Annotated in this window: 20 protein-coding genes and 1 other annotated feature; of the genes, 10 read left to right on the forward strand and 10 right to left on the reverse strand. The window is 54.0% G+C overall.

Features of this window, described 5'->3' with window-relative positions; translation table 11 throughout:
- From hutX to ybaK, 7 genes are all read left to right on the forward strand, one after another.
- Positions 1-495: a heme utilization cystosolic carrier protein HutX gene (gene hutX / locus OGX94_RS10040; RefSeq protein ID WP_079938344.1), complete on the forward strand. Its 495-nt coding sequence runs from the start codon at positions 1-3 to the stop codon at positions 493-495.
- A complete protein-coding gene (gene chuY / locus OGX94_RS10045) occupies positions 495-1,118 on the forward strand; it encodes an anaerobilin reductase (RefSeq protein WP_286569147.1) in 624 nt (207 codons plus the stop codon). The genes hutX and chuY overlap by 1 nt, the downstream gene beginning before the upstream one ends.
- Positions 1,119-1,169: 51 nt before the next feature.
- Complete coding sequence (locus tag OGX94_RS10050) at positions 1,170-2,162, forward strand: FecCD family ABC transporter permease (protein ID WP_048235958.1); 993 nt, start codon at positions 1,170-1,172, stop codon at positions 2,160-2,162.
- Positions 2,159-2,929, forward strand: coding sequence for a heme ABC transporter ATP-binding protein (locus OGX94_RS10055; protein WP_286569149.1), 771 nt, complete (start codon positions 2,159-2,161; stop codon positions 2,927-2,929). Before OGX94_RS10050 ends, OGX94_RS10055 begins: the two co-directional genes overlap by 4 nt.
- Positions 2,930-3,076: 147 nt before the next feature.
- Positions 3,077-5,578 carry a copper-exporting P-type ATPase CopA gene (gene copA, locus OGX94_RS10060; protein WP_257661427.1) on the forward strand — a complete coding sequence of 834 codons (2,502 nt, stop codon included), beginning with the start codon at positions 3,077-3,079 and terminating at the stop codon, positions 5,576-5,578.
- Between the two features lie 153 nt (positions 5,579-5,731).
- On the forward strand, positions 5,732-6,526 hold the full coding sequence (locus tag OGX94_RS10065; RefSeq protein WP_257661426.1) for a TraB/GumN family protein: 795 nt from the start codon (positions 5,732-5,734) through the stop codon (positions 6,524-6,526).
- 200 nt (positions 6,527-6,726) lie between these two features.
- A complete protein-coding gene (gene ybaK / locus OGX94_RS10070) occupies positions 6,727-7,206 on the forward strand; it encodes a Cys-tRNA(Pro)/Cys-tRNA(Cys) deacylase YbaK (protein ID WP_003831056.1) in 480 nt (159 codons plus the stop codon).
- A 107-nt stretch (positions 7,207-7,313) separates the two neighbouring features.
- Here ybaK and ushA read toward each other — a convergent pair whose 3' ends face one another.
- Positions 7,314-8,966 (reverse strand): bifunctional UDP-sugar hydrolase/5'-nucleotidase UshA, encoded by a 1,653-nt coding sequence (gene ushA / locus OGX94_RS10075; RefSeq protein ID WP_003831055.1) that lies wholly within the window; start codon positions 8,964-8,966, stop codon positions 7,314-7,316.
- Between the two features lie 174 nt (positions 8,967-9,140).
- Here ushA and fsr point away from each other — a divergent pair, with 174 nt between their 5' ends.
- The gene (gene fsr, locus OGX94_RS10080; protein WP_003021788.1) at positions 9,141-10,361 is read left to right on the forward strand and encodes a fosmidomycin MFS transporter; all 1,221 of its coding nucleotides are present in this window, start codon (positions 9,141-9,143) and stop codon (positions 10,359-10,361) included.
- A 225-nt stretch (positions 10,362-10,586) separates the two neighbouring features.
- Positions 10,587-12,266, forward strand: a complete 1,680-nt coding sequence (ybaL, locus tag OGX94_RS10085; RefSeq protein WP_003021783.1) for a YbaL family putative K(+) efflux transporter — start codon at positions 10,587-10,589, stop codon at positions 12,264-12,266.
- Between the two features lie 45 nt (positions 12,267-12,311).
- Here the strand turns inward: ybaL and gsk are convergent, their stop codons facing one another.
- Entirely contained in the window at positions 12,312-13,616 is a 1,305-nt protein-coding gene (gsk, locus tag OGX94_RS10090) for an inosine/guanosine kinase (RefSeq protein ID WP_257661425.1), read from the reverse strand.
- A 152-nt stretch (positions 13,617-13,768) separates the two neighbouring features.
- Between gsk and aes the strand changes: the two genes are divergently transcribed.
- Complete coding sequence (gene aes, locus OGX94_RS10095) at positions 13,769-14,728, forward strand: acetyl esterase (RefSeq protein ID WP_257661424.1); 960 nt, start codon at positions 13,769-13,771, stop codon at positions 14,726-14,728.
- Here the strand turns inward: aes and hemH are convergent.
- The 8 genes from hemH to OGX94_RS10135 all read right to left on the reverse strand — a co-directional run bounded on the left by hemH (position 14,725) and on the right by OGX94_RS10135 (position 22,871).
- Positions 14,725-15,687, reverse strand: a complete 963-nt coding sequence (gene hemH, locus OGX94_RS10100) for a ferrochelatase (RefSeq protein ID WP_257661423.1) — start codon at positions 15,685-15,687, stop codon at positions 14,725-14,727. The two genes, aes and hemH, sit on opposite strands and share 4 nt — an antisense overlap.
- A 162-nt stretch (positions 15,688-15,849) precedes the next feature.
- Positions 15,850-16,494 (reverse strand): adenylate kinase, encoded by a 645-nt coding sequence (gene adk, locus OGX94_RS10105; protein ID WP_003021773.1) that lies wholly within the window; start codon positions 16,492-16,494, stop codon positions 15,850-15,852.
- Positions 16,495-16,725: 231 nt separating this feature from the next.
- On the reverse strand, positions 16,726-18,600 hold the full coding sequence (gene htpG, locus OGX94_RS10110; protein ID WP_032942554.1) for a molecular chaperone HtpG: 1,875 nt from the start codon (positions 18,598-18,600) through the stop codon (positions 16,726-16,728).
- Between the two features lie 110 nt (positions 18,601-18,710).
- Positions 18,711-19,316 (reverse strand): recombination mediator RecR, encoded by a 606-nt coding sequence (gene recR / locus OGX94_RS10115; RefSeq protein WP_286569152.1) that lies wholly within the window; start codon positions 19,314-19,316, stop codon positions 18,711-18,713.
- Positions 19,316-19,645 (reverse strand): YbaB/EbfC family nucleoid-associated protein, encoded by a 330-nt coding sequence (locus OGX94_RS10120; RefSeq protein WP_003021764.1) that lies wholly within the window; start codon positions 19,643-19,645, stop codon positions 19,316-19,318. The genes recR and OGX94_RS10120 overlap by 1 nt, the downstream gene beginning before the upstream one ends.
- 57 nt (positions 19,646-19,702) lie before the next feature.
- Positions 19,703-21,631: a DNA polymerase III subunit gamma/tau gene (gene dnaX, locus OGX94_RS10125; RefSeq protein ID WP_257661422.1), complete on the reverse strand. Its 1,929-nt coding sequence runs from the start codon at positions 21,629-21,631 to the stop codon at positions 19,703-19,705.
- Positions 20,306-20,370: a sequence feature (DnaX frameshifting element), on the reverse strand. (Overlaps the previous gene by 65 nt.)
- A gap of 117 nt (positions 21,632-21,748) precedes the next feature.
- Positions 21,749-22,300 (reverse strand): adenine phosphoribosyltransferase, encoded by a 552-nt coding sequence (gene apt, locus OGX94_RS10130; RefSeq protein WP_003021759.1) that lies wholly within the window; start codon positions 22,298-22,300, stop codon positions 21,749-21,751.
- 193 nt (positions 22,301-22,493) lie between these two features.
- A complete protein-coding gene (locus OGX94_RS10135) occupies positions 22,494-22,871 on the reverse strand; it encodes a DUF454 family protein (RefSeq protein ID WP_032934350.1) in 378 nt (125 codons plus the stop codon).
- Between the last annotated feature and the right edge of the window lie 52 nt (positions 22,872-22,923).

A 22,923-nucleotide genomic window follows, 5' to 3' on the forward strand; every position in this document is an offset into this window, starting at 1 on the left:
ATGAGCCATGTCTCTTTACAGGATTTTTTGAAAACTGAGCCGGACGGTACGCTGGAAGCTATCGCAGCCCAGTACAACACTACATTGCTGGAGGTGGTGAAAAACCTCCCTTCCCCAACGCTGGTTTCCGGCAGTCAATTTGATACCGTCTGGGAAACCGTCTGCGAATGGGGCAAAGTCACCACCCTGGTCCATACTGCTGATGTCATTCTGGAATTCACCGGTGAATTACCTTCCGGATTCCACCGCCACGGTTACTTCAACCTGCGCGGCAAAAAAGGCATGACTGGTCATATCAAGGCAGAAAACTGCACGCATATTGCCCTGATTGAACGCAAATTTATGGGAATGGACACTGCGTCCATTCTCTTCTTCAACCAGGCGGGTAGCGCTATGTTCAAAATTTTCCTCGGTCGCGATGAACATCGACAGCTACTGGCCGAACAGGTCAGCGCCTTTCACGCGTTGTCTTCATCTTTAAAGGAACATGCCTGATGGCTCCATGGCTTATTTTTGGTGCAGGTGGAAGCGGCGTCGGCGCGAAAACGCTGGAGCTCGCACTGGCGGAGCATCGTCCGGTGATTACTGTCGTTCGCAATCCCCAGGTTGCTGCCGGGCTGCAGGAAAAAGGTGTGCAGGTCTTTATTGGCGACGCCTGCGACAGCCGGGTCACCGCCTGCGCCTGTCGCGCAGCGGGTCAGCATGCCACGGTGATCTCCTCCATGGGCGGTGCCCAGGATTATCTGGCGCACAGAACCGTCATTGATGAAGCAGAAAAAGCTGAGATCAAACGCATGATTCTGGTTACCTCTCTGGGCTGTGGCGACAGTTGGCCCTTTTTGTCCCCACGCGCCAGGGCCGCATTTGGCCAGGCCGTACGGGAAAAATCGTTGGCTGAAAGCTGGCTACAAACCAGTCAACTGGACTACGCCATTCTCCGCCCCGGCGGTTTGCTGAACGGTGAAGCCACAGGCATGGCGCAACGAATACAGGCCGAGGAGTGTCATGGCTTTGTGATGCGCGCAGATGTTGCCAGGCACATTCACGAACTGGCCACGGCACCGGCACTCAAAAACCAGATTTACAGTTTGGTTGAGCCGGGACTGAAACCCGCGTAAACCCCTCGCGGCGCGGAAACTTCGCGCCGCAAAGACGTTATGGAGCGTTGCGTGCTTAAGGACTCGCTTTCTTCCGTCAGCATTCTGACGGGCCTTTCTCTCTTGCTGGTCGCTCTGATGCTGTTCGGTGCCAGCCAGGGGGCGTTGAACATTAGCTTCAGCGCCCTGTTCAACGACGAATACCGAGATATCTGGTTGAACATTCGCCTGCCCCGCGTGCTGCTGGCCGTTTTGGTCGGTGCTGCGCTGGCTACGGCAGGGGTCATTATGCAGGGACTTTTTCGCAATCCGATGGCCGATCCCGGCCTGCTTGGCGTCAGCAGCGGCTCCGCGCTGATGGTTGGCATCGCGATAGTTATCCCATTTTCATTCCCCGTAGTGCTGGTGTTGTATGAGCAGATGATTTTTGCCGTCGCGGGCAGCATGGTGGTCTGCACGATTATTTTCCTGATAAGTCAGCGTCATAACCACGGCGGAATGATGCAACTACTGTTAGCAGGTATCGCTATCAATGCTCTGTGCGGTTCGGCTATTGGTGTGCTGAGCTATGTGGGCGACGAACAGCAGCTACGTCAACTTACGCTGTGGATGATGGGGAATCTCGGCCAGGCCCAGTGGCCAACGCTGCTGGTTGCCAGCACGTTTGTTCTTCCAGCCATTGCTGTCACCGTCTGTATGGCGGGAACGCTTAATTTGCTGCAGTTGGGTGATGAAGAGGCGCATTACCTCGGCGTAAACGTCAAACGTAAGCGCCAGCAATTACTGTTGCTCAGCTCGCTCCTGGTTGGCGCTGCCGTTTCCGTCAGCGGCGTGATTGGCTTTATTGGCCTTGTGATCCCGCATCTGATCAGAATGACTACCGGCGCCGATCATCGCTGGTTGATTCCCTGCTCTACGCTGGCCGGCGCCTGTTTACTGCTGATTGCCGACACGCTGGCTCGCACACTTGTTCAGCCTGCCGAAATGCCCGTTGGTCTGTTAACCAGCCTGATCGGTGGACCGTATTTCCTGTGGTTAATACTGCGTAGCCGGAGGATGTCATGATCGTCGCTGAAAATCTGGTCTACCACATTCAGGGCAGACGACTGACCGATGACGTTTCCCTGACGCTACCTGATGGAGAAATCATCGCGATTCTTGGCCCGAATGGTGCCGGAAAATCGACGCTGCTTCGCCAGCTTACGGGCTATCTGCAGCCCCACAGCGGGCGTTGTAGCTTGTTTGGCAAGCCGCTGAACGAGTGGTCAATCACCGAGCTGGCAAAAACCCGTGCCGTGATGCGCCAGAACAGTCATATGGCCTTCCCGTTTAGCGTGCAGGAGGTCATCCGCATGGGCAGGCATCCGTATCGTACGCGCAACACGGGCGATGAAACGGAGCACATCATGACGTTGTGTGACTGCCAGGCGCTGGCCGCGCGCGATTACCGGCACCTGTCGGGAGGAGAACAACAGCGGGTACAGCTGGCGCGTCTGCTGGTTCAACTTTGGGAGCCCGAACCCAGGCCAAAATGGTTGTTTCTCGATGAACCCACCTCCGCCCTGGATATTCACCACCAACAGCATCTTTTTCGTCTGCTGCGTCGTCTGGTAGGTAAACGACAGTTCAGCGTCTGCTGCGTCCTGCACGATCTCAACCTTGCGGCGCGCTATGCTGACCGCGTTGTATTGATGGAACGCGGCAGGATAGTTGATAACGGTCGTCCGCAGGATGTTCTGCAGCAATCGTCACTAAATGCACTGTACGGCGCCGATCTCACGGTGATGAATGAACCGGAGCATCGAACGCCGCTTATTGTTCTCAATCAATAATTGACCGGGAGCGTCCTGTTCTGACGTTCCCGTTTTTCTTCCTTTTCGCCCTTTTTGCACCTTTTCAAAAAACTCCCTTGACCTTCCCCTAGATGGAAGGTTTAACCTTTATCACAGTCAGTTAATCCTGCAATAAAGGAGTTGGTTATGTCTCAAACAATCGATCTAACCCTGGACGGCTTGTCCTGTGGTCACTGTGTAAAACGCGTTAAAGAGAGTCTGGAGCAACGCCCGGACGTTGAGCAAGCGGATGTCACTGTGACTGAAGCGCACATCACCGGGAGCGCCAGTGCTGAAGCGCTGATTGAAACCATCAAACAAGCCGGTTACGGCGCGGAGTTAAGCCACCCAAAGGCTAAACCGCTGACGGAGTCATCAATCCCGTCGGAAGCACTGGCAGCGGTCCCTTCCGAGCTTCCGGCAGCTACGGCTGATGATGACAGCCAACAGTTGCTGTTAAACGGCATGAGCTGCGCCAGCTGTGTTATCCGCGTACAAGATGCTCTGCAAAGCGTACCGGGTGTCACGCAGGCACGGGTAAACCTAGCGGAACGTACTGCGCTGGTAATGGGCAGTGCGTCCGCCGACCAGTTAGTGAAAGCGGTGGAAAAAGCGGGCTACGGCGCAGAAGCCATTGAAGATGATGTTAAGCGCCGCGAGCGTCAGCAAGAAACCGCCGTGGCAACCATGAAACGTTTTCGCTGGCAGGCGGCCGTCGCGCTGCTGTTGGGTATCCCTGTCATGGTATGGGGAATGATTGGCGAAAACATGATGGTCACTGCCGACAACCGTAGCCTGTGGCTGACGATTGGTCTGGCAACGCTTGCCGTGATGGTTTTCGCGGGCGGTCATTTTTACCGCAACGCGTGGAAAAGCCTGATGAACGGCACCGCGACCATGGATACGCTGGTGGCGCTGGGTACGGGGGTGGCATGGCTTTATTCCATGAGTGTCAACCTCTGGCCGCAATGGTTCCCGATGGAAGCACGACACCTCTATTATGAAGCCAGTGCGATGATTATCGGTCTGATTAACCTCGGGCACATGCTGGAAGCACGGGCTCGTCAGCGCTCGTCCAAAGCACTGGAAAAATTACTCGATCTGACACCGCCGACCGCGCGTGTTGTTACTGACGAAGGTGAAAAGAACGTGCCGCTGGCAGACGTTCAGCCGGGAATGTTACTGCGCCTGACCACCGGTGACCGCGTTCCGGTAGATGGCGAAATCACTCAGGGCGAAGCCTGGCTGGATGAAGCCATGCTGACCGGAGAGCCTATTCCGCAACAAAAAGGCGAAGGTGATAGCGTCCACGCCGGTACGGTCGTACAAGACGGCAGCGTGCTGTTTCGCGCCAGCGCCGTTGACAGCCACACCACGCTGTCACGTATTATTCGTATGGTGCGCCAGGCGCAAAGCAGTAAACCGGAGATTGGCAAACTGGCTGACCGTATCTCCTCAGTGTTCGTTCCGGTCGTCGTAGTCATTGCGCTGGTAAGTGCAGCAATCTGGTATTTCTTCGGGCCGGCACCACAAATGGTTTATACGCTGGTGATTGCCACTACCGTACTGATTATTGCCTGCCCTTGTGCGCTGGGCCTGGCAACACCAATGTCGATTATTTCCGGTGTGGGTCGTGCCGCTGAGTTTGGGGTTCTGGTACGTGATGCCGATGCGCTGCAGCGCGCCAGTACGCTTGATACCGTCGTATTTGATAAAACCGGGACATTGACTGAAGGTAAACCGCAGGTTGTCGCCATCAAAACGTTTGGCAACACCGATGAAGCACTGGCAATTCGTCTGGCAGCAGCCCTTGAACAGGGGTCCAGCCACCCGCTGGCCAGAGCGATACTGGACAAAGCCGGTGATGTTACGCTGCCACAGGTCAATGGTTTCCGTACGCTGCGCGGTTTAGGCGTCAGTGGTGAAACGGAAGGTCATACGCTGCTGCTGGGCAACCAGGCGCTGCTTAATGAACAGCAGGTAGATACCACTGAAATGGAAGCTGAAATCACTGCTCAGGCATCCCAGGGTTCAACCCCGGTCCTGTTGGCGATTGATGGTAAAGCGGCGGCGCTGTTAGCGGTGCGTGATCCACTGCGTAGCGACAGCGTGGCAGCACTTCAGCGTCTGCACCGCAACGGGTATCGTCTGGTGATGCTTACCGGTGACAACCCGACCACGGCTAACGCTATTGCCAAAGAAGCCGGTATTGATGAGGTGATTGCCGGTGTTCTGCCGGACGGTAAAGCCGAGGCGATTAAACGTCTGCAAAGCCAGGGGCGTCAGGTTGCCATGGTGGGTGACGGTATCAACGATGCACCTGCGCTGGCTCAGGCCGATGTAGGGATTGCCATGGGTGGCGGCAGCGATGTGGCGATTGAAACCGCCGCGATTACGCTGATGCGTCATAGCTTGATGGGCGTTGCGGATGCACTGTCTATCTCCCGGGCAACGTTGCGTAATATGAAGCAGAACCTGGTCGGCGCGTTTATTTATAACAGCATCGGTATTCCCGTTGCCGCGGGGATCCTGTGGCCGTTCACCGGAACACTGCTGAATCCGGTCGTTGCCGGGGCGGCGATGGCGCTCTCCTCCATTACTGTGGTGAGCAACGCTAACCGACTGCTGCGCTTCAAACCGAAAGAGTAACCCTCTACCGCATGGCGCTCACGCTTATCCGGCCTACAAAGTGCAGGTAACATTGTGGGCCGGATAAGACGATTTCGCGTCGCCATCCGGCGATTCTCGCATTGCACCTTCCTGGACCACGCGCTAGCATGAAAGTCTACATAGGGAGGTCGTATGGATCTGTTATACCGGGTAAAAACATTTTTCACCGCGCTACGCGGCAACCACTATACCTGGCCTGCCATCGACATTTCATTGCCCGGCAACCGCCATTTTCATCTGATTGGCAGTATTCACATGGGCAGTCGCGATATGGCACCTCTGCCTGCCAAATTACTCAAAAAACTCAACCATTCCGATGCGCTGATTGTCGAAGCGGATGTTTCCGGTGACGACGCGCCGTTTGCTAACCTTCCTACATTTGCCGCACTCGAAGAACGAATCAGCCCGGAGCAGTTAGAAAACCTGCGAAAAGTCACCAACGAACTGGGCATTTCCCCATCGCTGTTATCTACTCAGCCGTTGTGGCAAATCGCCATGGTATTACAGGCGACACAGGCACAGCAGTTGGGTCTACGGGCAGAATACGGGATTGATTACCAATTGCTGAAAGCGGCAAAACAAGCGCATAAACCCGTTATCGAGCTGGAAGGCGCATCCAGTCAAATCGAGCTGTTATGTCAGTTGCCTGATAACGGACTGGCCCTGTTGGACGATACTCTGACGCACTGGCATACCAATGCCAGATTGTTGCAACAAATGATGGGCTGGTGGCTTAAAACACCGCCACGCAATAGCGAACTGACGCTTCCCAACACCTTTAGCCAGTCGTTGTATGACGTATTGATGCATCAACGTAACACAGCCTGGCGCGATCGGCTCAGAGCGATGCCTGCTGGTCATTACGTCGTGGCCGTTGGCGCGTTGCATCTGTACGGAGAAGGAAATTTGCCGGAGATGTTACGGTAAAAAAATGGCCAATATTTCTATTGGCCCGTCAAAGAGGAATTTCATCATTATTATGATCCCAATGCTTAAAGCATCGGTGTAGTTCGATTGTCGCTCAAAGTCATCATCCTGCCAATACTATTGCGCAAGATGGTACTATTTTTTAGACAGACATCAGGCGTATGCTTGAGTCGTATTTTGTCTGGTCCAGGAAAATTGCTATGACACCCGCCGTTAAATTACTCGAAAAAAACAAAATTTCTTTCCAGATCCATACCTACGATCACGATCCGTCCGAGACGAACTTTGGTGATGAAGTGGTGCGCAAGTTAGGTTTGAATGCGGACCAGGTCTACAAAACGCTGCTGGTTGCCGTGAATGGCGATATGAAGCATCTGGCAGTTGCGGTCACGCCTGTAGCCGGTCAACTGGATCTCAAAAAGGTCGCTAAGGCGCTGGGGGCTAAAAAGGTTGATATGGCCGATCCAATGGTTGCGCAACGAACCACCGGTTATCTGGTGGGGGGGATTAGCCCATTAGGACAGAAAAAGAGATTGCCAACGCTCATTGATGCCCCTGCCCAGACGTTTGACACCATTTATGTTTCCGGCGGCAAACGCGGGTTGGATATCGAACTGGCAGCGGGCGATCTGGCGAAAATTCTGGATGCGAAATTCGCCGACATCGCACGCCGTGATTAAGCGATTTTAGAATGATTGCCTGATGGCGCGCAGCTTTAAGGCCTACAAATCACACTGACTTGTAGGCCGGATAAGGTGCAAGCACCGCCATCCGGCGCTCCGCCCTGTTACTGCCAGGTAACTTCACCCTTCGGCTCATACATACTGGCATCCAGCGGTGAGTTCTTCTGCACGTACTCTTTCAGCACTTCAGCATCAATAAACCCGGTATTCACATAGCCTGGTTTGTTATCAATTCGCGGATAGCCATCGCCGCCGGTCGCATTGAAGCTCAGGGTCGCCATGCGATAGGTTTTGGCTGAGTCAACGGGTTCGCCTTTGATTTTCAAATCGTTAAGCTTGCCATCTTTCGCCACAAAGCTGACATTAGCAAACTGCGGATAGGCCCCGGAGTCCGGCTTCATTTGTGCTACAGCGGTCAGATAGTCAATCACTTCTTTCCCACTCATGTCTGCATACACCACGATGTTTCCGAACGGCTGTACTTTCAGCACGCTCTTATAAGTGATATCGCCACCTTCGATGGAATCACGGATGCCGCCGCCGCTCATCACGCCAAAATCAGCGCTGGTTCGCGCCATTTGCGCAGCCAGCAGTAAATGTCCCATGTTGGTCTGCACGAAACGGACTTTGCTTCGGTCGCCTTCGAGGCGCGCATTGACGCTACCGATTTTCACGTCGAGCTGCGCTTTACCTTTATTCTGGAACGGCGTCAGCAGCGAAAGCATTTGCTGATTTTCAGCTATTTCCGGGGTGTAGAGTACGCGCTCACTTTTACCGTTGTCCCAGGTCACTTTTTTCTTCAGGTTGACGGGGATGAGCTGGTAGTTAACCATTTTCATTTCGCCGTTACGGAACTCAAAGTCAGCCCGGCCCACATATTTCCCCCACTCGTGCGCCTGCACAATCCAGATCCCATTTTGCTTGTCTGGCGCACACGGCGTACCCGGTACGTAATCAACCTGCTTCTTGTTCTCTGAAGCCATACACACCGGATCCTGCGAGTGACCACCGACAATCATCGCCAACGATCCCGCCGGCAGGCTACGCGCCATTTCGACATCGCCAGGGGCGTTCGAGCCGTGGTTGCCGTTGTCATAATGTCCCATATGGGTGGTTGCGATAATGATGTCTGGCTTTTCACCCATATTCAGTTCCTGAATAACCAGTTTGGCTTCATCAGCAGGTTTACGGAACTCAATATCGGTAAAGAACTCGGGGTTGCCTATTTTCGCCGTATCGTCAGTAGTCAAACCGAGTACGGCAATTTTTAAATCCTGGCGCTTAAAGATAGCCCACGGCTTAAACAAACGCTCGCCGGTGCTTTTCTGATAGATATTGGCCGAGAGAAACGGGAATTTGGACCATTTTTCCTGCTGGCGCAGTACGGTCATGGGATTATCAAACTCGTGGTTTCCGACCGCCATCGCATCATAGCCAATCAGGTTCATCCCGCGAAAATCAGGTTCCGCATCCTGCAGATCGGACTCCGGTACGCCGGTATTAATGTCGCCACCGGAAAGCAACAGTACGCTGCCCCCTTCCTCAGCTACCTCTTTACGAATACCGTCCACCAGCGTTTTTTGTGCCGCCAGTCCGTATTCTCCGTATTCGCTGCGCCAGAAGTGACCGTGATGATCGTTGGTATGCAAAATGGTAATTTTGTAGGTTTTATCTTTTTCGTACGCTTGTGCAGGCTGACCTGCCAGCGTAAATGCGGCTAATAACGCCAGCGCCACGCCCCGTTTTAAAAACTTCATATTTCTCTCCCTGAGCCAAAATCAACGACTGAAATTACAATGATATGAAATAATAGTCGAAAATGTTTTCAGAAATGAGACTTCCTTCAAACACCTTCCGCAGGTATGTTAGTCAGGTAATAATAACAAAATAGATTACCCTCATAATCGCAACCCAAACAGAAGTGACTTTCTATGGCAATAAGTGAACCAACCCAGCCTGTGGCTGGCGCGTCAGCGTCGGTTGCTAAAGCACGCACCTCATTTGGCATTTTAGGAGCGATCAGCCTCTCCCATTTGCTAAACGATATGATTCAGTCGCTGATTCTGGCGATTTATCCGCTATTGCAGTCAGAGTTCTCGCTAACGTTCATGCAGATCGGGATGATCACCCTAACCTTCCAGCTTGCTTCTTCGCTGCTGCAACCGGTGGTGGGTTACTGGACGGACAAATACCCGATGCCGTGGTCGCTGCCCATTGGGATGTGCTTCACGCTGAGCGGACTTGTTTTGCTAGCCATGGCCGGCAGCTTCCATATGGTGCTGCTCGCCGCGGCGCTGGTTGGCACCGGCTCTTCGGTATTTCATCCGGAATCGTCCCGCGTGGCACGCATGGCCTCCGGCGGTCGTCACGGCCTGGCACAGTCAATTTTCCAGGTTGGCGGCAACTTCGGCAGCTCTCTGGGACCTTTGCTGGCAGCTGTCATCATCGCGCCATATGGTAAGGGTAATGTAGCCTGGTTTGTTCTGGCTGCGTTATTAGCGATTGTCGTCCTGGCACAAATCAGCCGTTGGTACGCTGCGCAGCATCGGATGAGTAAAGGAAAACCGAAAGTCGCCATCGTAAATCCGTTACCGCGCAATAAAGTGGTGCTGGCGGTAAGCATCCTGCTGGTGCTGATTTTCTCCAAATACTTCTATATGGCGAGCATCAGCAGCTATTACACCTTTTATCTGATGCAAAAATTCGGATTATCGGTACAAAACGCCCAGTTTCACCTGTTTGCCTTCCTGTTTGCCGTCGCGGCCGGGACGGTGATTGGCGGACCATTGGGCGATAAAATTGGCAGAAAATATGTTATTTGGGGGTCTATCCTCGGCGTTGCGCCATTTACCCTCGTTTTACCCTACGCAACGCTGGAATGGACCGGGATTTTAACCGTGATCATTGGTTTTATCCTCGCATCGGCGTTTTCTGCTATTTTGGTCTACGCACAGGAACTGCTTCCTGGGCGTATCGGCATGGTTTCTGGGCTATTTTTCGGTTTTGCCTTTGGCATGGGCGGCTTGGGAGCCGCGGTGCTAGGGCTGATAGCCGACCATACCAGCATCGATTTGGTCTACAAAATATGTGCTTTCCTGCCACTTCTGGGGATACTGACCATATTCTTACCTGATAACCGACACAAAGCCTGATTTTCTGACGGCCAAAAGTAAATTTTGGCCGTCATTACTTGCAGTAGCCATCAGCCTTTACCTCTCACATATCACCGTACTTTTCCGATCCGTGCTTTTTTGCGCGTAAAATCCCGTTTTCTTCAAAATTCAATAATTATTCATAAACATAAACATTAAAATTGTCATAAACTATTACTCGTAGTTTGGGTTTTTAGGATCATCACAGCAACCAAAGGAGACGGAATGCATCACGCCACCCCGCTTATCACCACCATTGTCGGCGGCCTTGTGCTCGCTTTTATATTAGGCATGATTGCCAATAAACTGCGTATTTCTCCTCTGGTGGGATATCTGTTAGCGGGCGTTCTGGCCGGTCCATTTACACCTGGTTTTGTTGCTGATACTAAGCTCGCGCCTGAGCTGGCCGAGCTTGGCGTTATTCTGCTGATGTTTGGCGTGGGGCTACACTTTTCGTTGAAGGATTTGATGGCGGTAAAGTCTATCGCCATTCCCGGCGCGATTGCCCAGATAGCAGTGGCAACGCTGCTGGGTATGGCGCTTTCAGCCGTATTAGGCTGGTCGCTGATGGTGGGGATCGTGTTTGGTCTGTGTCTTTCAACCGCCAGTACCGTGGTGCTATTGCGTGCACTTGAAGAACGACAGCTCATTGACAGCCAGCGCGGGCAAATTGCCATTGGCTGGCTGATTGTCGAAGATCTGATGATGGTGCTGACGCTGGTTCTCCTGCCAGCCGTCGCCGGGATGCTGGAAAAAGAAGACGTCGGTTTCGCCTCGCTGGCCGTCGATATGGGCATTACCATCGGCAAGGTGGTGGCGTTTATCGCGATTATGATGCTGGTGGGTCGTCGCCTGGTACCGTGGATTATGGCCCGCAGCGCCGCAACCGGTTCACGCGAACTGTTTACCCTCTCAGTCCTCGCCCTCGCCTTAGGCATTGCCTTTGGCGCAGTAGAGCTGTTCGATGTCTCCTTTGCGCTGGGCGCGTTCTTCGCCGGTATGGTGCTGAATGAATCTGAACTAAGCCACCGTGCGGCGCATGATACTCTGCCGCTGCGCGATGCGTTCGCCGTGCTGTTCTTCGTCTCCGTCGGGATGCTGTTCGATCCGTTAGTTCTGATCCAGCAGCCGTTGGCGGTACTGGGCACGCTGGCGATTATCATCTTTGGTAAATCCCTTGCCGCCTATTTCCTGGTGCGCCTGTTTGGTCACTCCCAACGCACGGCGCTCACTATTGCCACCAGCCTGGCGCAGATTGGTGAATTTGCCTTTATTCTGGCGGGTCTGGGAATGGCGTTAAACCTGCTGCCGCAGGCCGGACAGAATCTGGTACTGGCGGGGGCAATCCTGTCCATCATGCTCAACCCGGTGCTGTTCGCGGTGTTAGAAAAATATCTCGCCAAAACAGAAACGCTGGAAGAGCAGACGCTGGAAGAGGCTATCGAAGAAGAGAAGCAAATTCCGGTGGATATCTGCAATCACGCCCTGCTGGTTGGCTTTGGTCGCGTCGGTAGCCTGCTGGGTGAGAAATTGATGGCTGCGGGGATCCCGCTGGTGGTGATCGAAACCTCACGTACCCGGGTGGATGAACTGCGCGAGCGTGGGATCCGCGCGGTACTGGGAAATGCCGCCAACGAAGAGATTATGAATCTGGCGCATCTGGATTGCGCGCGCTGGCTGCTGCTGACCATTCCCAATGGTTATGAAGCAGGTGAAATTGTCGCTTCCGCACGTGAGAAATGCCCGTCGATTGAGATTATCGCCCGCGCGCATTATGACGATGAGGTGGAATATATTACCGAACGCGGCGCCAACCAGGTCGTCATGGGTGAGCGTGAAATCGCCCGTACCATGCTGGAGCTGATTGAAACGCCGCCTGCAGGTGAAGTTGCTACGGCCAGTTAGTGTCCGTGCCGGATAGCGTTATCGCTTATCCGGCCTATGCAAGATTTAACGGTCCCAGTACGACTCTTCCAGACTGTCTTCACGTTCCGGCAAACCGCGCGTCAGGCGCGGTGAATGCTGGTTCAGCACCTGATAACTCACGCGATTAGCATATTTACACACCTGGGCTAACGACGAATAGGTCAGCCAGGTGAACTTGTGCTTGCTGGAGTTAGGCACGTTGCTGCGGTGATAGCTGTTGGCGGTAATATCATGCAGCAATGCCGCCAGCGCGCCATCACCTGCGCCGTTGGTGTTCATTATCTTTTCAGGTCCGCCCATATACGGTGCGATGTGCGAATACACACGCAGCGGATTGGTACAGTCTTTATGGCGCATGGCGCGGCTGAATTCGTACTGGTTAAATTCGGCAATAGCACCGGGCAGCAGCGGATGCTGGGTTTTACGTTTGACTTCTTCTTCCGTAAAGCCCGCCATATACAGACCCGCCGGACCCGCCGTGCACAGCACCAGATCCACCCAATCCAGCGCCTTGTCAGATGCCAGCAGCGGATCGTTCTCGCCAGTCAGCGCTTCAGCCTCTTCTTCATTCATCGCCAGAATAGAGACATGCTCTTTCAGGAATGCCTGCCACCACTGCGGGTTATCGGCAATGACGAATTTGGTGCCCAGGGTCAGAACCACCGGCACATTGTGTTTTTTGGCATATTCAATCGCCTTCATGGTCGCTTCCGGCATCGGCTCACCCGGCTCGCAGCGCACCAGATAAGACGTCAGCACCAGCGCGGATGCTCCGGCAATCACCGATTCAGGGATGCTATCCGCCCGTAGCTTATTCATATGCCCAGGGCTGATTGCGAAGGTACGCTCACCTGACTCGCCAATCAGCGTAAAGCAGCGGCCAATCGGTCCGTTAACGCCTTGCAGGTAATTCAGGTCGGTACGGCTGGAGGTATTGCATAAATAGCGGTACGCATAGCTGCCAATCTCGATATTGCTGCACATCACGCCCAGCAGCACCGAGCGATCATCCGCCAGCACAGAGTAGTTGTGCATCGTGTTACCGATAGTACCGCCCGCAAACTGATGGGTGATCAAATTTTCACGCACCAGTTCCTGGTAGAGCGCTTCTGCGACATCATCGGCAATCACCAGAGAATGCCCGGCGCTTAATCCATAACGTTTTACAAAGTCATCATCCACTTTGGCTTCAATATCCACCAGCGTCTGGTCGATGCCCACCACCCAGGCTGCGCTGGTTTCATTTTCTGGCTGAGTTTGTTGCAGCAACGGATCGCGCGCGCTGACGGGAAAATAGTGTTTGGATTTGCGTTTACCGGGAAATTTCATGGTCGATTTTACGGGTGGTTAACTGAGCGATGCATGGTAGCACATTCCCTGCCACGCATGCGATGCGGCGCTAAGTTTCAATATCAGACGGTGAGATCGCAGTTTAAACGGGATTAATTTCTACAATAACTCACCTTCACAAGGAGCGTTTTATGAAGCCGGAAAACAAGATCCCCGTACTCGACAGAATTTCGGATGAAATGAAAAGCGTGGTGAATTTTCATCGCGACGATCTGTCGCCGTGGCCCGCTGCAGATGACTTCGTGGCCCAGCGCCAGCACTACATTCATGAACGGCAGCTGTGGAATGCCGATGCCCCAGAGATGAATACCCGCGAATGCGTTATTTCTACCGCATGCGGCCCCGTGGCCACACGTATTTACTCACCGCAGCCCCATAGCCTGGCAACGTTGTATTATCTGCACGGCGGCGGTTTTATTCTCGGTAATCTGGATACCCACGACCGTATTATGCGCTTGCTGGCGCGCTATACGCAGTGCACGGTAATTGGTATCGACTATTCGCTTGCGCCAGAAGCCCGTTTCCCGCAAGCCATCGAAGAGATTGCCGCCGTCTGCCAGTATTTTCATCAGCACGCTGGCGACTATTCTCTTAATGTGAATCATATCGGTTTTGCGGGCGATTCCGCCGGAGCCATGCTGGCGCTTGCCAGCGCGCTGTGGCTACGGGATAAACGCATTGTCTGCGGCAAGGTGGCTGGGGTGCTGTTGTGGTATGGGCTTTACGGCCTGCAGGATTCACTGAGCCGACGGCTGATGGGCGGAGAGTGGGATGGGTTAACCCGCGAGGACTTGCAGATGTACGAAAACGCGTACCTGCGTAGCGCTGACGATCGCGAGTCACCGTATTATTGCCTGTTTAATAACGATCTGACGCGGGACGTGCCGCCGTGTTTTATCGCCGGCGCTGAGTTTGATCCGCTGATTGACGATAGCCGCTTACTATTCCAGACGTTGCAGGCGCATCAGCAGCCCTGCCAGTACAAAATGTACCCCGGCACGCTACACGCCTTCCTGCACTATTCGCGAATGATGAAAACCGCCGACGATGCGTTGCGGGAAGGCGCTCGTTACTTCAGAGCCCAGCTTTAACGGTAAGCGTCGGTCAGTTTAACCATCATTTCGATATGTTCCGGTGCGGCATTAAGCGCCGGAATATACTCATATTGCTTACCGCCAGCCTCAAGGAAAATTTCCCGGTTTTGTACCGCTATCTCTTCCAGCGTTTCGAGGCAATCTGCCGAGAAGCCCGGACACATAACCTGGATATGTTGTGTCCCTTTCTCCGCCAGCATTTTTAACGTTTCGTCGGTATATGGCGTCAGCCATGGTTCGCGACCAAAGCGAGACTGGAAGGTCATCATTACTTTTTCTGGCGGCAGGCCAAGCGCTGAAACCAACTCTCGGGTGGTATCACGACAGCGCTGCGGGTAGTCATCTCCTTCATCGGCGTACCGCTGCGGAATGCCGTGGTAGGAGAGCAGCAGCAAATCAGGTTCACCGTGTTGAGCAAATGAATCCCGGGCACTCTTCGCCAGCGCATCGATGTAGCTGCTGTCATCGGCGTAATCACGAATAAATGAAACGCCAGGAATACCGCGTTTACGCGCTAAGATACGCGCCAGTTCGTCCCAGACGGCCGCCACCGTCGAACAGGAATATTGCGGGTACAGCGGTAACACCACCATGTGTTCAACCCCGCTTGCCAACAGTTCATCGACCGCGCTTTCAAGCGACGGCGAACCGTAGCTCATTCCCAGCGCGACAGGGATATTTGGTAGGCGTTCTGCCAGGGCCCGCTGTTGTGCCTTGCTATAAACCATCAGCGGGGAACCGTCTTCCATCCAGATTGACTGGTACAGCTTGGCTACGCGTGGCGCACGCAACGGTAAAATCACCCCACGCAGCAGCGGCCACCACAGTGCAGGTGACGTATCAACTACGCGTGGATCGCTTAAAAACTGGCGCAGGTAGCGCTTAACGGCTTCGGGGGTTGGGGCATCGGGAGTGCCGAGGTTTGCCAGCAGGATACCGGTTTTCGTCTGACGCATTACCGCCTCTTATCGATTCAAATTGTTGATAATTGTAGCGGAAAAGCGATAAAGAAGAACTAATTGCTGTGAGAGGTAAGACGAGAATTTGCCTGATGGCGCTACGCTTATCAGGCCTACGCGATAATGGCAGGCCTGATAAGAGGTTTATTACGCGAAAAATTAGCCGAGGATTTTTTCCAGCGCTGCGCGCACGTCAGCAACGGCCTGAGTGCCATCAACTTTCGCGTATTTGGTGTTACCCGCCTGCGCTTCTTTAGAGTAGTAGCCGATCAGCGGAGCTGTCATCTGATGGTATTCCACCAGGCGCTTACGTACAGTTTCTTCCTGATCGTCTTTACGGGTGGTCAGCTCTTCGCCGGTCACGTCGTCTTTACCTTCAACCTTAGGCGGGTTGAATTTGATGTGGTAAACACGGCCAGAAGCAGCGTGTACGCGACGACCTACAATACGGTCAACGATCAGTTCGTCAGGAACATCGAACTCCAGAACGTAGTCCACGTTGATGCCCGCTTCTTTCATGGCGTCTGCCTGCGGAATAGTACGCGGGAAGCCATCCAGCAGGAAACCATTACGGCAGTCTTCCTGAGCAATACGCTCTTTTACCAGCGCGATCACCAGCTCATCAGTCACCAGCTTACCGGCGTCCATGATGTCTTTCGCTTGTTTGCCCAGCTCGGAGCCAGATTTCACGGCAGCACGCAGCATATCACCGGTGGAGATTTGCGGAATACCATACTTCTCCATGATGAACTGAGCCTGAGTTCCTTTACCCGCGCCCGGAGCGCCAAGCAGAATGATACGCATTACGAAAATCCCCTTAAAGGTTGTCGATATTTTTTAAAAAGCGCTAAACGATACCACCATCACGCAATTGGCTCAAGAAAGACGCCCGACGCTGAAACGGTTAACGGTGGGAAAATTAAAAATAAGGCGAGAAAATGCCGGATGGCGGTGGAAACACCGTATCCGGCATACTATTACGAGATGCTGTAGGCCGGATAAGCGTTAGCGCCATCCGGCATTACATTACGGGTATCAGGACACCAGCAACTGGTTCATACGACGGATGAACTGGTTAGGGTCTTCCAGCGTGCCGCGCTCAGCAAACAGCGCCTGATCCAGCAGCAGTTCGACCCACTCTTTAAACTGCGCTTCATCCTGGGTATCCGCAGTGCGTTTTACCAGCACGTGGTCCGGGTTGAGTTCAAAGATATATTTCACTTCCGGTACGGCCTGGCCCGCAGCGGCAAACAGTTTCGCCATCTGGGTGCTCATTTCATCCGCATCGGTGGTGACGATGGCTGGCGTGTCGGTCAGACGGTGAGTCAGACGCACTTCTTTCACGCGGTCGCCCAGCAGGGTTTTCACGCGCTCAACGAACGGCGTCAGCGCTTTTTCCGCTTCTTTTGCCGATTCATCAACTTCATCCGCCAGCTTGTCGATGGACTCGTCAGCTTTAGCAACAGACTGGAATGCCTTACCGTCGAACTCGGTCAGGTAGTTCATCATCCACTCATCGATGCGGTCAGAAAGCAGCAGGACTTCAATGCCTTTCTTACGCAGCAGTTCCAGGTGCGGGCTGCTCTTCGCTGCCGCATAGCTGTCTGCGGTGATGTAGTAGATTTTCTCCTGCCCTTCTTTCATACGCGACACGTAGTCTTCCAGCGACACGGTCTGTGCGGAGGAGTCAGTGTGCGTAGACGCGAAGCGCATCAGCTTAGCGATCGTTTCCTGGTTGGCGTGATCTTCCGCCGGGCCTTCTTTCAGTACCAGGCCGAACTGTTTCCAGAAGGTCTGGTATTTTTCCGCGTCGTCTTTCGCCAGTTTTTCCAGCATCTGCAGTACGCGTTTGGTCAGCGCGCTGCGCAGGTTACGGGTGACTGTGCTGTCCTGCAGGATCTCACGGGAAACGTTCAGCGGCAGATCGTTGGAATCTATCAGACCGCGCACAAAGCGCAGGTAGTTCGGCATGAACTGCTCGGCGTCGTCCATGATGAACACACGCTGGACGTACAGTTTCAGGCCATGCTTGTGATCGCGGTTCCACATATCCCACGGAGCCTGGGACGGGATGTACAGCAGGCTGGTGTACTCCTGCTTACCTTCCACACGGTTGTGGCTCCAGGTCAGCGGGTCAGTGAAGTCGTGGGCGATGTGCTTGTAGAATTCGTTGTACTCGTCGTCTTTGATTTCCGACTTGTTACGGGTCCACAGCGCCTGCGCCTTGTTGATCTTTTCCCAGGAAACCACGGTCTCGCCGTCTTTCTCTTCGGATTTTTCGATCTCTACCGGCAACGCGATATGGTCGGAATATTTGCTGATGATGGAACGTACGCGCCAGTCATCAAGGAACTCATCTTCGCCTTCACGCAGATGCAGGGTGATTTCGGTGCCGCGATCGTCTTTGGTGATGTCGGCAACGGTGTACTCACCTTCGCCCGCAGATTCCCAGAACACGCCGTTTTCCGGCTTATCGCCCGCAGCACGGGTACGCACGGTGACTTTGTCCGCCACGATGAACGCAGAGTAGAAGCCCACCCCGAACTGGCCGATCAACTGGCTGTCTTTCGCCTGATCGGAACCCATGGATTCGAGGAAAGATTTAGTACCGGATTTCGCAATGGTCCCCAGATGATCGATAACGTCATCACGGTTCATCCCCACGCCGTTATCGGCAATGGTCAACGTACGCTTATCTTTATCGAAGGAAACACGTACACGCAGCTCACCGTCGCCTTCATACAGGTCCGGGTTAGACAGGGCGCGGAAACGCAGCTTGTCTGCCGCATCCGAGGCGTTAGAGATAAGCTCACGCAGGAAGATTTCTTTATTGGAATACAGAGAATGGATCATCAGGTGCAGAAGCTGTTTGACTTCTGACTGAAAACCACGAGTTTCTTGTCCTTTCATGTAGATCTACCTCAACAAAGCCATTTTCAATGGTAAAAACACGTTGAGGGTGAAATGGGGACAAGCGGGAAGGATTTCAAGCGGAAGCCGCCGTCGCGGCCTCCGTTTGTTCAGAATTTAATCTTGTGTCGTCCTGCCAGAGAGTGCGACAGCGTAGTGCCATCGACCATTTCCAGCTCGCCGCCTACCGGAACGCCATGGGCGATACGGCTGGCTTCAACGCCATATTGCATGCAAAGCTCAGCAATATAGTTGGCGGTCGCCTCTCCTTCGACCGTGGGATTGGTCGCCAGGATCAGTTCGTTGATTTGCTCAGACTCCAGTCGCTGTTCGAGACGATCCAGCCCGATATCATCAGGGCCAATACCGTCCAGCGGCGACAGGTGTCCCATCAGCACGAAGTAACGTCCGGAAAACTGCCCGGTTTGCTCAATGGCGTAGATGTCCGCCGGACTCTCCACCACACAAATCTGACCGTTTTCCTGGCGACGCGGGTTCGAGCAAATGTTGCAGACGTCTTGCTCTGTGAAGGTGCGGCAATCGGCACAGTGGCCGATTTCCGACATCGCCTTCGTTAACGCCTGTGCCAGACGCATCCCGCCGCTGCGATCGCGCTGAAGTAGCGTGAACGCCATGCGCTGCGCCGACTTCGGGCCAACGCCGGGCAGACAGCGCAGTGCTTCCATAAGCTGTGTTAACAGCGAGCTGGTTTGCATCAGAACGGCATCTTAAAGCCAGGCGGCAGCTGCATTCCGGAGGAAACAGAGGCCATCTTCTCTTTCTGCGTCTCTTCAATGCGACGCGCCGCGTCGTTGAATGCCGCAGCAACCAGATCTTCCAGCATCTCTTTGTCGTCTTCCAGCAGGCTTGGATCGATCTCCACGCGACGGCAGTTGTGCGCGCCGTTAATGGTCACTTTTACCAGACCCGCGCCAGATTCGCCGGTCACTTCCAGCTTGGCGACTTCTTCCTGCATCTGCTGCATTTTTTCTTGCATCTGCTGGGCCTGTTTCATCAGGTTACCCAGACCGCCTTTACCAAACATAGGCTTCTCTCTCAATCACGTTAAGGGATGACGACCGTCAAACCATTAGGCTGACGATCAAATGGGGCGAATACTCTCTTCGTCCAGCTCCGCATCGAAAAAACGACGCAGCGTCTGGATGTTATTATCCGCAATAATCGACTCACGCGCCTGCGCGAGCTTCTCTTCATAAATGGCCTGACGCCACTCCAGCGGCGTACGCACCGCTGGATTATCATCTTCAACGATGGTCAATTCAACCGTTGACCCCGTTAAGGAACTCAGAGCTTCGGCCAGTTTTTGCTGCGCACCGCTGGAATTTAGGTGTCGCTGCGTGGAACGCAGATGCAGGAAAACTACGTTGCCATTCTCTTCTTTCCAGGCATTAAGCGCCACCTGCTCCACCAGTTTAGGCAGCGAGAGCTGACTCACCTGGGCGGCCCACGGGTCGCGTTCAATGGCTTCAGCCGCAAGCTTTGCCGCCAGTTCCGGCGTTTTTTCATGCTCAAGCGCTTTTTTCAGCGCTTTCGGCGTGGCAACGACTTCTTTAACTTCTGCAACAGGATTGGTCGCTTTCCAGCGATACGCTTCTTTCTTCGCCGGTGCTTTTTCCAGCGCAGAGACCGCCGGACGCGCCTGAACACGTTCCGACACCGAAGCCAGTCTTTCCAGCGCAGCATTATTCACCGGCCGCGCGCGGGAAGCGGCTGCCGGTTCACTCTTTTTTGCTTTGGTTGCTCCCTGAGCGCGTTGCAACTGGCTACGCGCCGCCAACACCTGACTGGTGGCATCGGAGAGCGGCACATTCTGTTGCTGTTGTGCAGGTGCAGGCTGCTGCTGCACCTGCGTCGGGGTCATCACCGCAGTGGGTGCGACCGGGGCAAACGACTGTCGTGGAACTTCAGGTTCCGGGAGCGGCATGCGCGGATGAAAAGCCAGCGCACGCAGCAGCGTCATTTCGACGCCCATTCGCCTGTCCGGCGCATATGGCAGTTCCTTGCGCCCGATTAACAACGTTTGGTAGTAAAGCTGCACATCGGTTGGCGGAACAATTCGCGCCAGTTCACGCATACGCTGTTCAATGGCGGCCATATCGCTGCCGAGCGCGGCAGGCGAAAGCTGAACCATGGCAATACGATGCAGCAAAGCCGACATCTCAACCAGCAGCGCTTCCCATTCGATACCGCGCGCGGCGGCGTCGTTTACCAGCGCCATCACGCGTTCGCCGTCCGCAGCTACAACCGCTTCAACGAGCGAGAGCGCCTGGTCGTCGTCCAGCGTGCCGAGCATAGTGCTGACCGCCTCGGTCGAGACCTGGCCATCGCCGCTGGCGATCGCCTGATCGGTCAGGCTCAGCGCATCACGCAGGCTGCCGTCCGCGGCGCGAGCCAGCAGTTGCAGTGCACGTGGTTCATGGGCGATATGCTCTTCTTTGAGGATATGCTCAAGCTGATGACGAATCTGTTCGACATCCAACGCTTTAAGATGGAATTGCAGACAGCGCGACAGGATAGTCACCGGCAGCTTCTGCGGATCGGTAGTCGCCAGCAGGAACTTAACGTGCGCGGGCGGCTCTTCGAGCGTTTTCAGCAAGGCATTAAAACTGTGGCGCGACAGCATGTGCACTTCGTCGATCAAGTAGACCTTAAAGCGACCGCGCGCAGGCGCATACTGGACGTTATCCAGCAGGTCACGGGTGTCTTCGACTTTGGTGCGTGAGGCGGCGTCGATTTCAATCAGATCGACAAAACGCCCCTGCTCGATTTCCCGGCAATTATCGCACACGCCGCACGGCGTAGCGGTGATGCCGGTTTCACAGTTTAATCCCTTCGCCAGCAAGCGGGCGATAGAGGTTTTCCCGACGCCACGGGTGCCGGAAAACAAATAAGCATGATGAATACGCCCTAACGACAAGCCGTTCGCCAGTGCCGTCAGCACATGTTCCTGGCCGACGACGTCAGCAAAGGTTTGTGGGCGCCATTTTCGGGCTAAGACCTGATAACTCATTGGCAGGCTCTGAAAGGCTGGAGGGTGGATTCACAGGGGGATAATGCTAACACAACCTCGCAGCGACGGCGAGGTTGTGTGTCTCGGTATTCGTCTACCGAGATAAGATAGCCCGACTTAGTGGCCCGGGAATGGAACCAGGCTATAACAGGTCAGCCCCTGTTTTTCCAGACGCTGTTCGCCGCCCAGATCAAACAGGTTAATGATAAAAGCAGCATCGGTAACTTCACCACCCAGACGGCGGATCAGCTTCACAGTCGCTTCAATCGTGCCGCCAGTTGCCAGCAGGTCGTCCACAACCAGCACTTTATCGCCAGGTTTGATGGCATCAACGTGGATTTCCAGCTGATCGGTGCCGTATTCCAGCTCATAGGTCTCAGCAATAACTTCACGCGGAAGCTTACGGGGTTTGCGTACCGGAACAAAGCCGACGCCCAGACCCAACGCTACCGGCGCGCCAAACAGGAAGCCACGCGCTTCGGTGCCAACCACTTTAGTGATACCCGCATTTTTGTAGCGTTCAACCAGCAATTCAATGCTGAGGGCGTAGGCTTTCGGGTCTTCCAGTAAACTGGTGACATCACGAAAGAGAATGCCCGGTTTTGGGTAGTCGTGGATGCTTTTGATGCTATTTTTGAGAAACTCAAGCTGCTGTGCTGTCGCGGTCATAAGTTTGTGCCTGATTAATACAGTATTACTTCACGGCGCACTAAACACTTCATCCTCGACGTATCTTGAATGATTTTGTGTCTATATAAGAGCCAAGGTTACACTTGCTTAACCTTTGACCACCTGCGCCTGTGCTCGAAAACGGTCGAATTTACTGGCTGTGAGAGACAATTGCAACAGCGATTATTGCGCTTTACTGCTTTTGTTGTTTTTCATCAATCACCGGGATCCGCCACATAAAAATCAGTAAACAGGCAAGAATAACCAGCAGCAGGCCGCGCACCCACATCATATTGACCAGCCACAGTGAAATACCAAACGTCACCAGGATCAACAAAACAGCGCGCGGTTTTGCTCCCGGCGGCATCGCACGGTGTTTTTGCCAGTGGCGCAAATACCCGCCGAACCACGAACGGTAAAGCAACCAGTCGTGAAAACGCGGCGATGAGCGGGCAAAACACCAGGCTGCCAGCAGTATAAACGGCGTCGTCGGCAACAGAGGCAATACAACGCCCAGCGTACCTAGCACTACCGCTATCCAGCCAATGATGATTAGAATAATGCGTTGCATAATATGAGTACTTAACACAGAGAATCGCTACTTTAGCATAACGGTTCTCATT

The organism is Citrobacter sp. Cpo037 (assembly GCF_030332945.1).
Classification (GTDB): Bacteria; Pseudomonadota; Gammaproteobacteria; order Enterobacterales; family Enterobacteriaceae; genus Citrobacter; species Citrobacter portucalensis.

Excerpts from the sequence above, each read along its gene's own strand:
- hutX (WP_079938344.1), top strand. The coding sequence starts at position 1 with ATGAGCCATGTCTCTTTACAGGATTTTTTGAAAACTGAGCCGGACGGT.
- chuY (WP_286569147.1), top strand. The coding sequence starts at position 495 with ATGGCTCCATGGCTTATTTTTGGTGCAGGTGGAAGCGGCGTCGGCGCG.
- OGX94_RS10055 (WP_286569149.1), top strand. The coding sequence starts at position 2,159 with ATGATCGTCGCTGAAAATCTGGTCTACCACATTCAGGGCAGACGACTG.
- copA (WP_257661427.1), top strand. The coding sequence starts at position 3,077 with ATGTCTCAAACAATCGATCTAACCCTGGACGGCTTGTCCTGTGGTCAC.
- OGX94_RS10065 (WP_257661426.1), top strand. The coding sequence starts at position 5,732 with ATGGATCTGTTATACCGGGTAAAAACATTTTTCACCGCGCTACGCGGC.
- ybaK (WP_003831056.1), top strand. The coding sequence starts at position 6,727 with ATGACACCCGCCGTTAAATTACTCGAAAAAAACAAAATTTCTTTCCAG.
- ushA (WP_003831055.1), bottom strand. The coding sequence starts at position 8,966 with ATGAAGTTTTTAAAACGGGGCGTGGCGCTGGCGTTATTAGCCGCATTT.
- fsr (WP_003021788.1), top strand. The coding sequence starts at position 9,141 with ATGGCAATAAGTGAACCAACCCAGCCTGTGGCTGGCGCGTCAGCGTCG.
- ybaL (WP_003021783.1), top strand. The coding sequence starts at position 10,587 with ATGCATCACGCCACCCCGCTTATCACCACCATTGTCGGCGGCCTTGTG.
- gsk (WP_257661425.1), bottom strand. The coding sequence starts at position 13,616 with ATGAAATTTCCCGGTAAACGCAAATCCAAACACTATTTTCCCGTCAGC.
- aes (WP_257661424.1), top strand. The coding sequence starts at position 13,769 with ATGAAGCCGGAAAACAAGATCCCCGTACTCGACAGAATTTCGGATGAA.
- hemH (WP_257661423.1), bottom strand. The coding sequence starts at position 15,687 with ATGCGTCAGACGAAAACCGGTATCCTGCTGGCAAACCTCGGCACTCCC.
- adk (WP_003021773.1), bottom strand. The coding sequence starts at position 16,494 with ATGCGTATCATTCTGCTTGGCGCTCCGGGCGCGGGTAAAGGAACTCAG.
- htpG (WP_032942554.1), bottom strand. The coding sequence starts at position 18,600 with ATGAAAGGACAAGAAACTCGTGGTTTTCAGTCAGAAGTCAAACAGCTT.
- recR (WP_286569152.1), bottom strand. The coding sequence starts at position 19,316 with ATGCAAACCAGCTCGCTGTTAACACAGCTTATGGAAGCACTGCGCTGT.
- OGX94_RS10120 (WP_003021764.1), bottom strand. The coding sequence starts at position 19,645 with ATGTTTGGTAAAGGCGGTCTGGGTAACCTGATGAAACAGGCCCAGCAG.
- dnaX (WP_257661422.1), bottom strand. The coding sequence starts at position 21,631 with ATGAGTTATCAGGTCTTAGCCCGAAAATGGCGCCCACAAACCTTTGCT.
- apt (WP_003021759.1), bottom strand. The coding sequence starts at position 22,300 with ATGACCGCGACAGCACAGCAGCTTGAGTTTCTCAAAAATAGCATCAAA.
- OGX94_RS10135 (WP_032934350.1), bottom strand. The coding sequence starts at position 22,871 with ATGCAACGCATTATTCTAATCATCATTGGCTGGATAGCGGTAGTGCTA.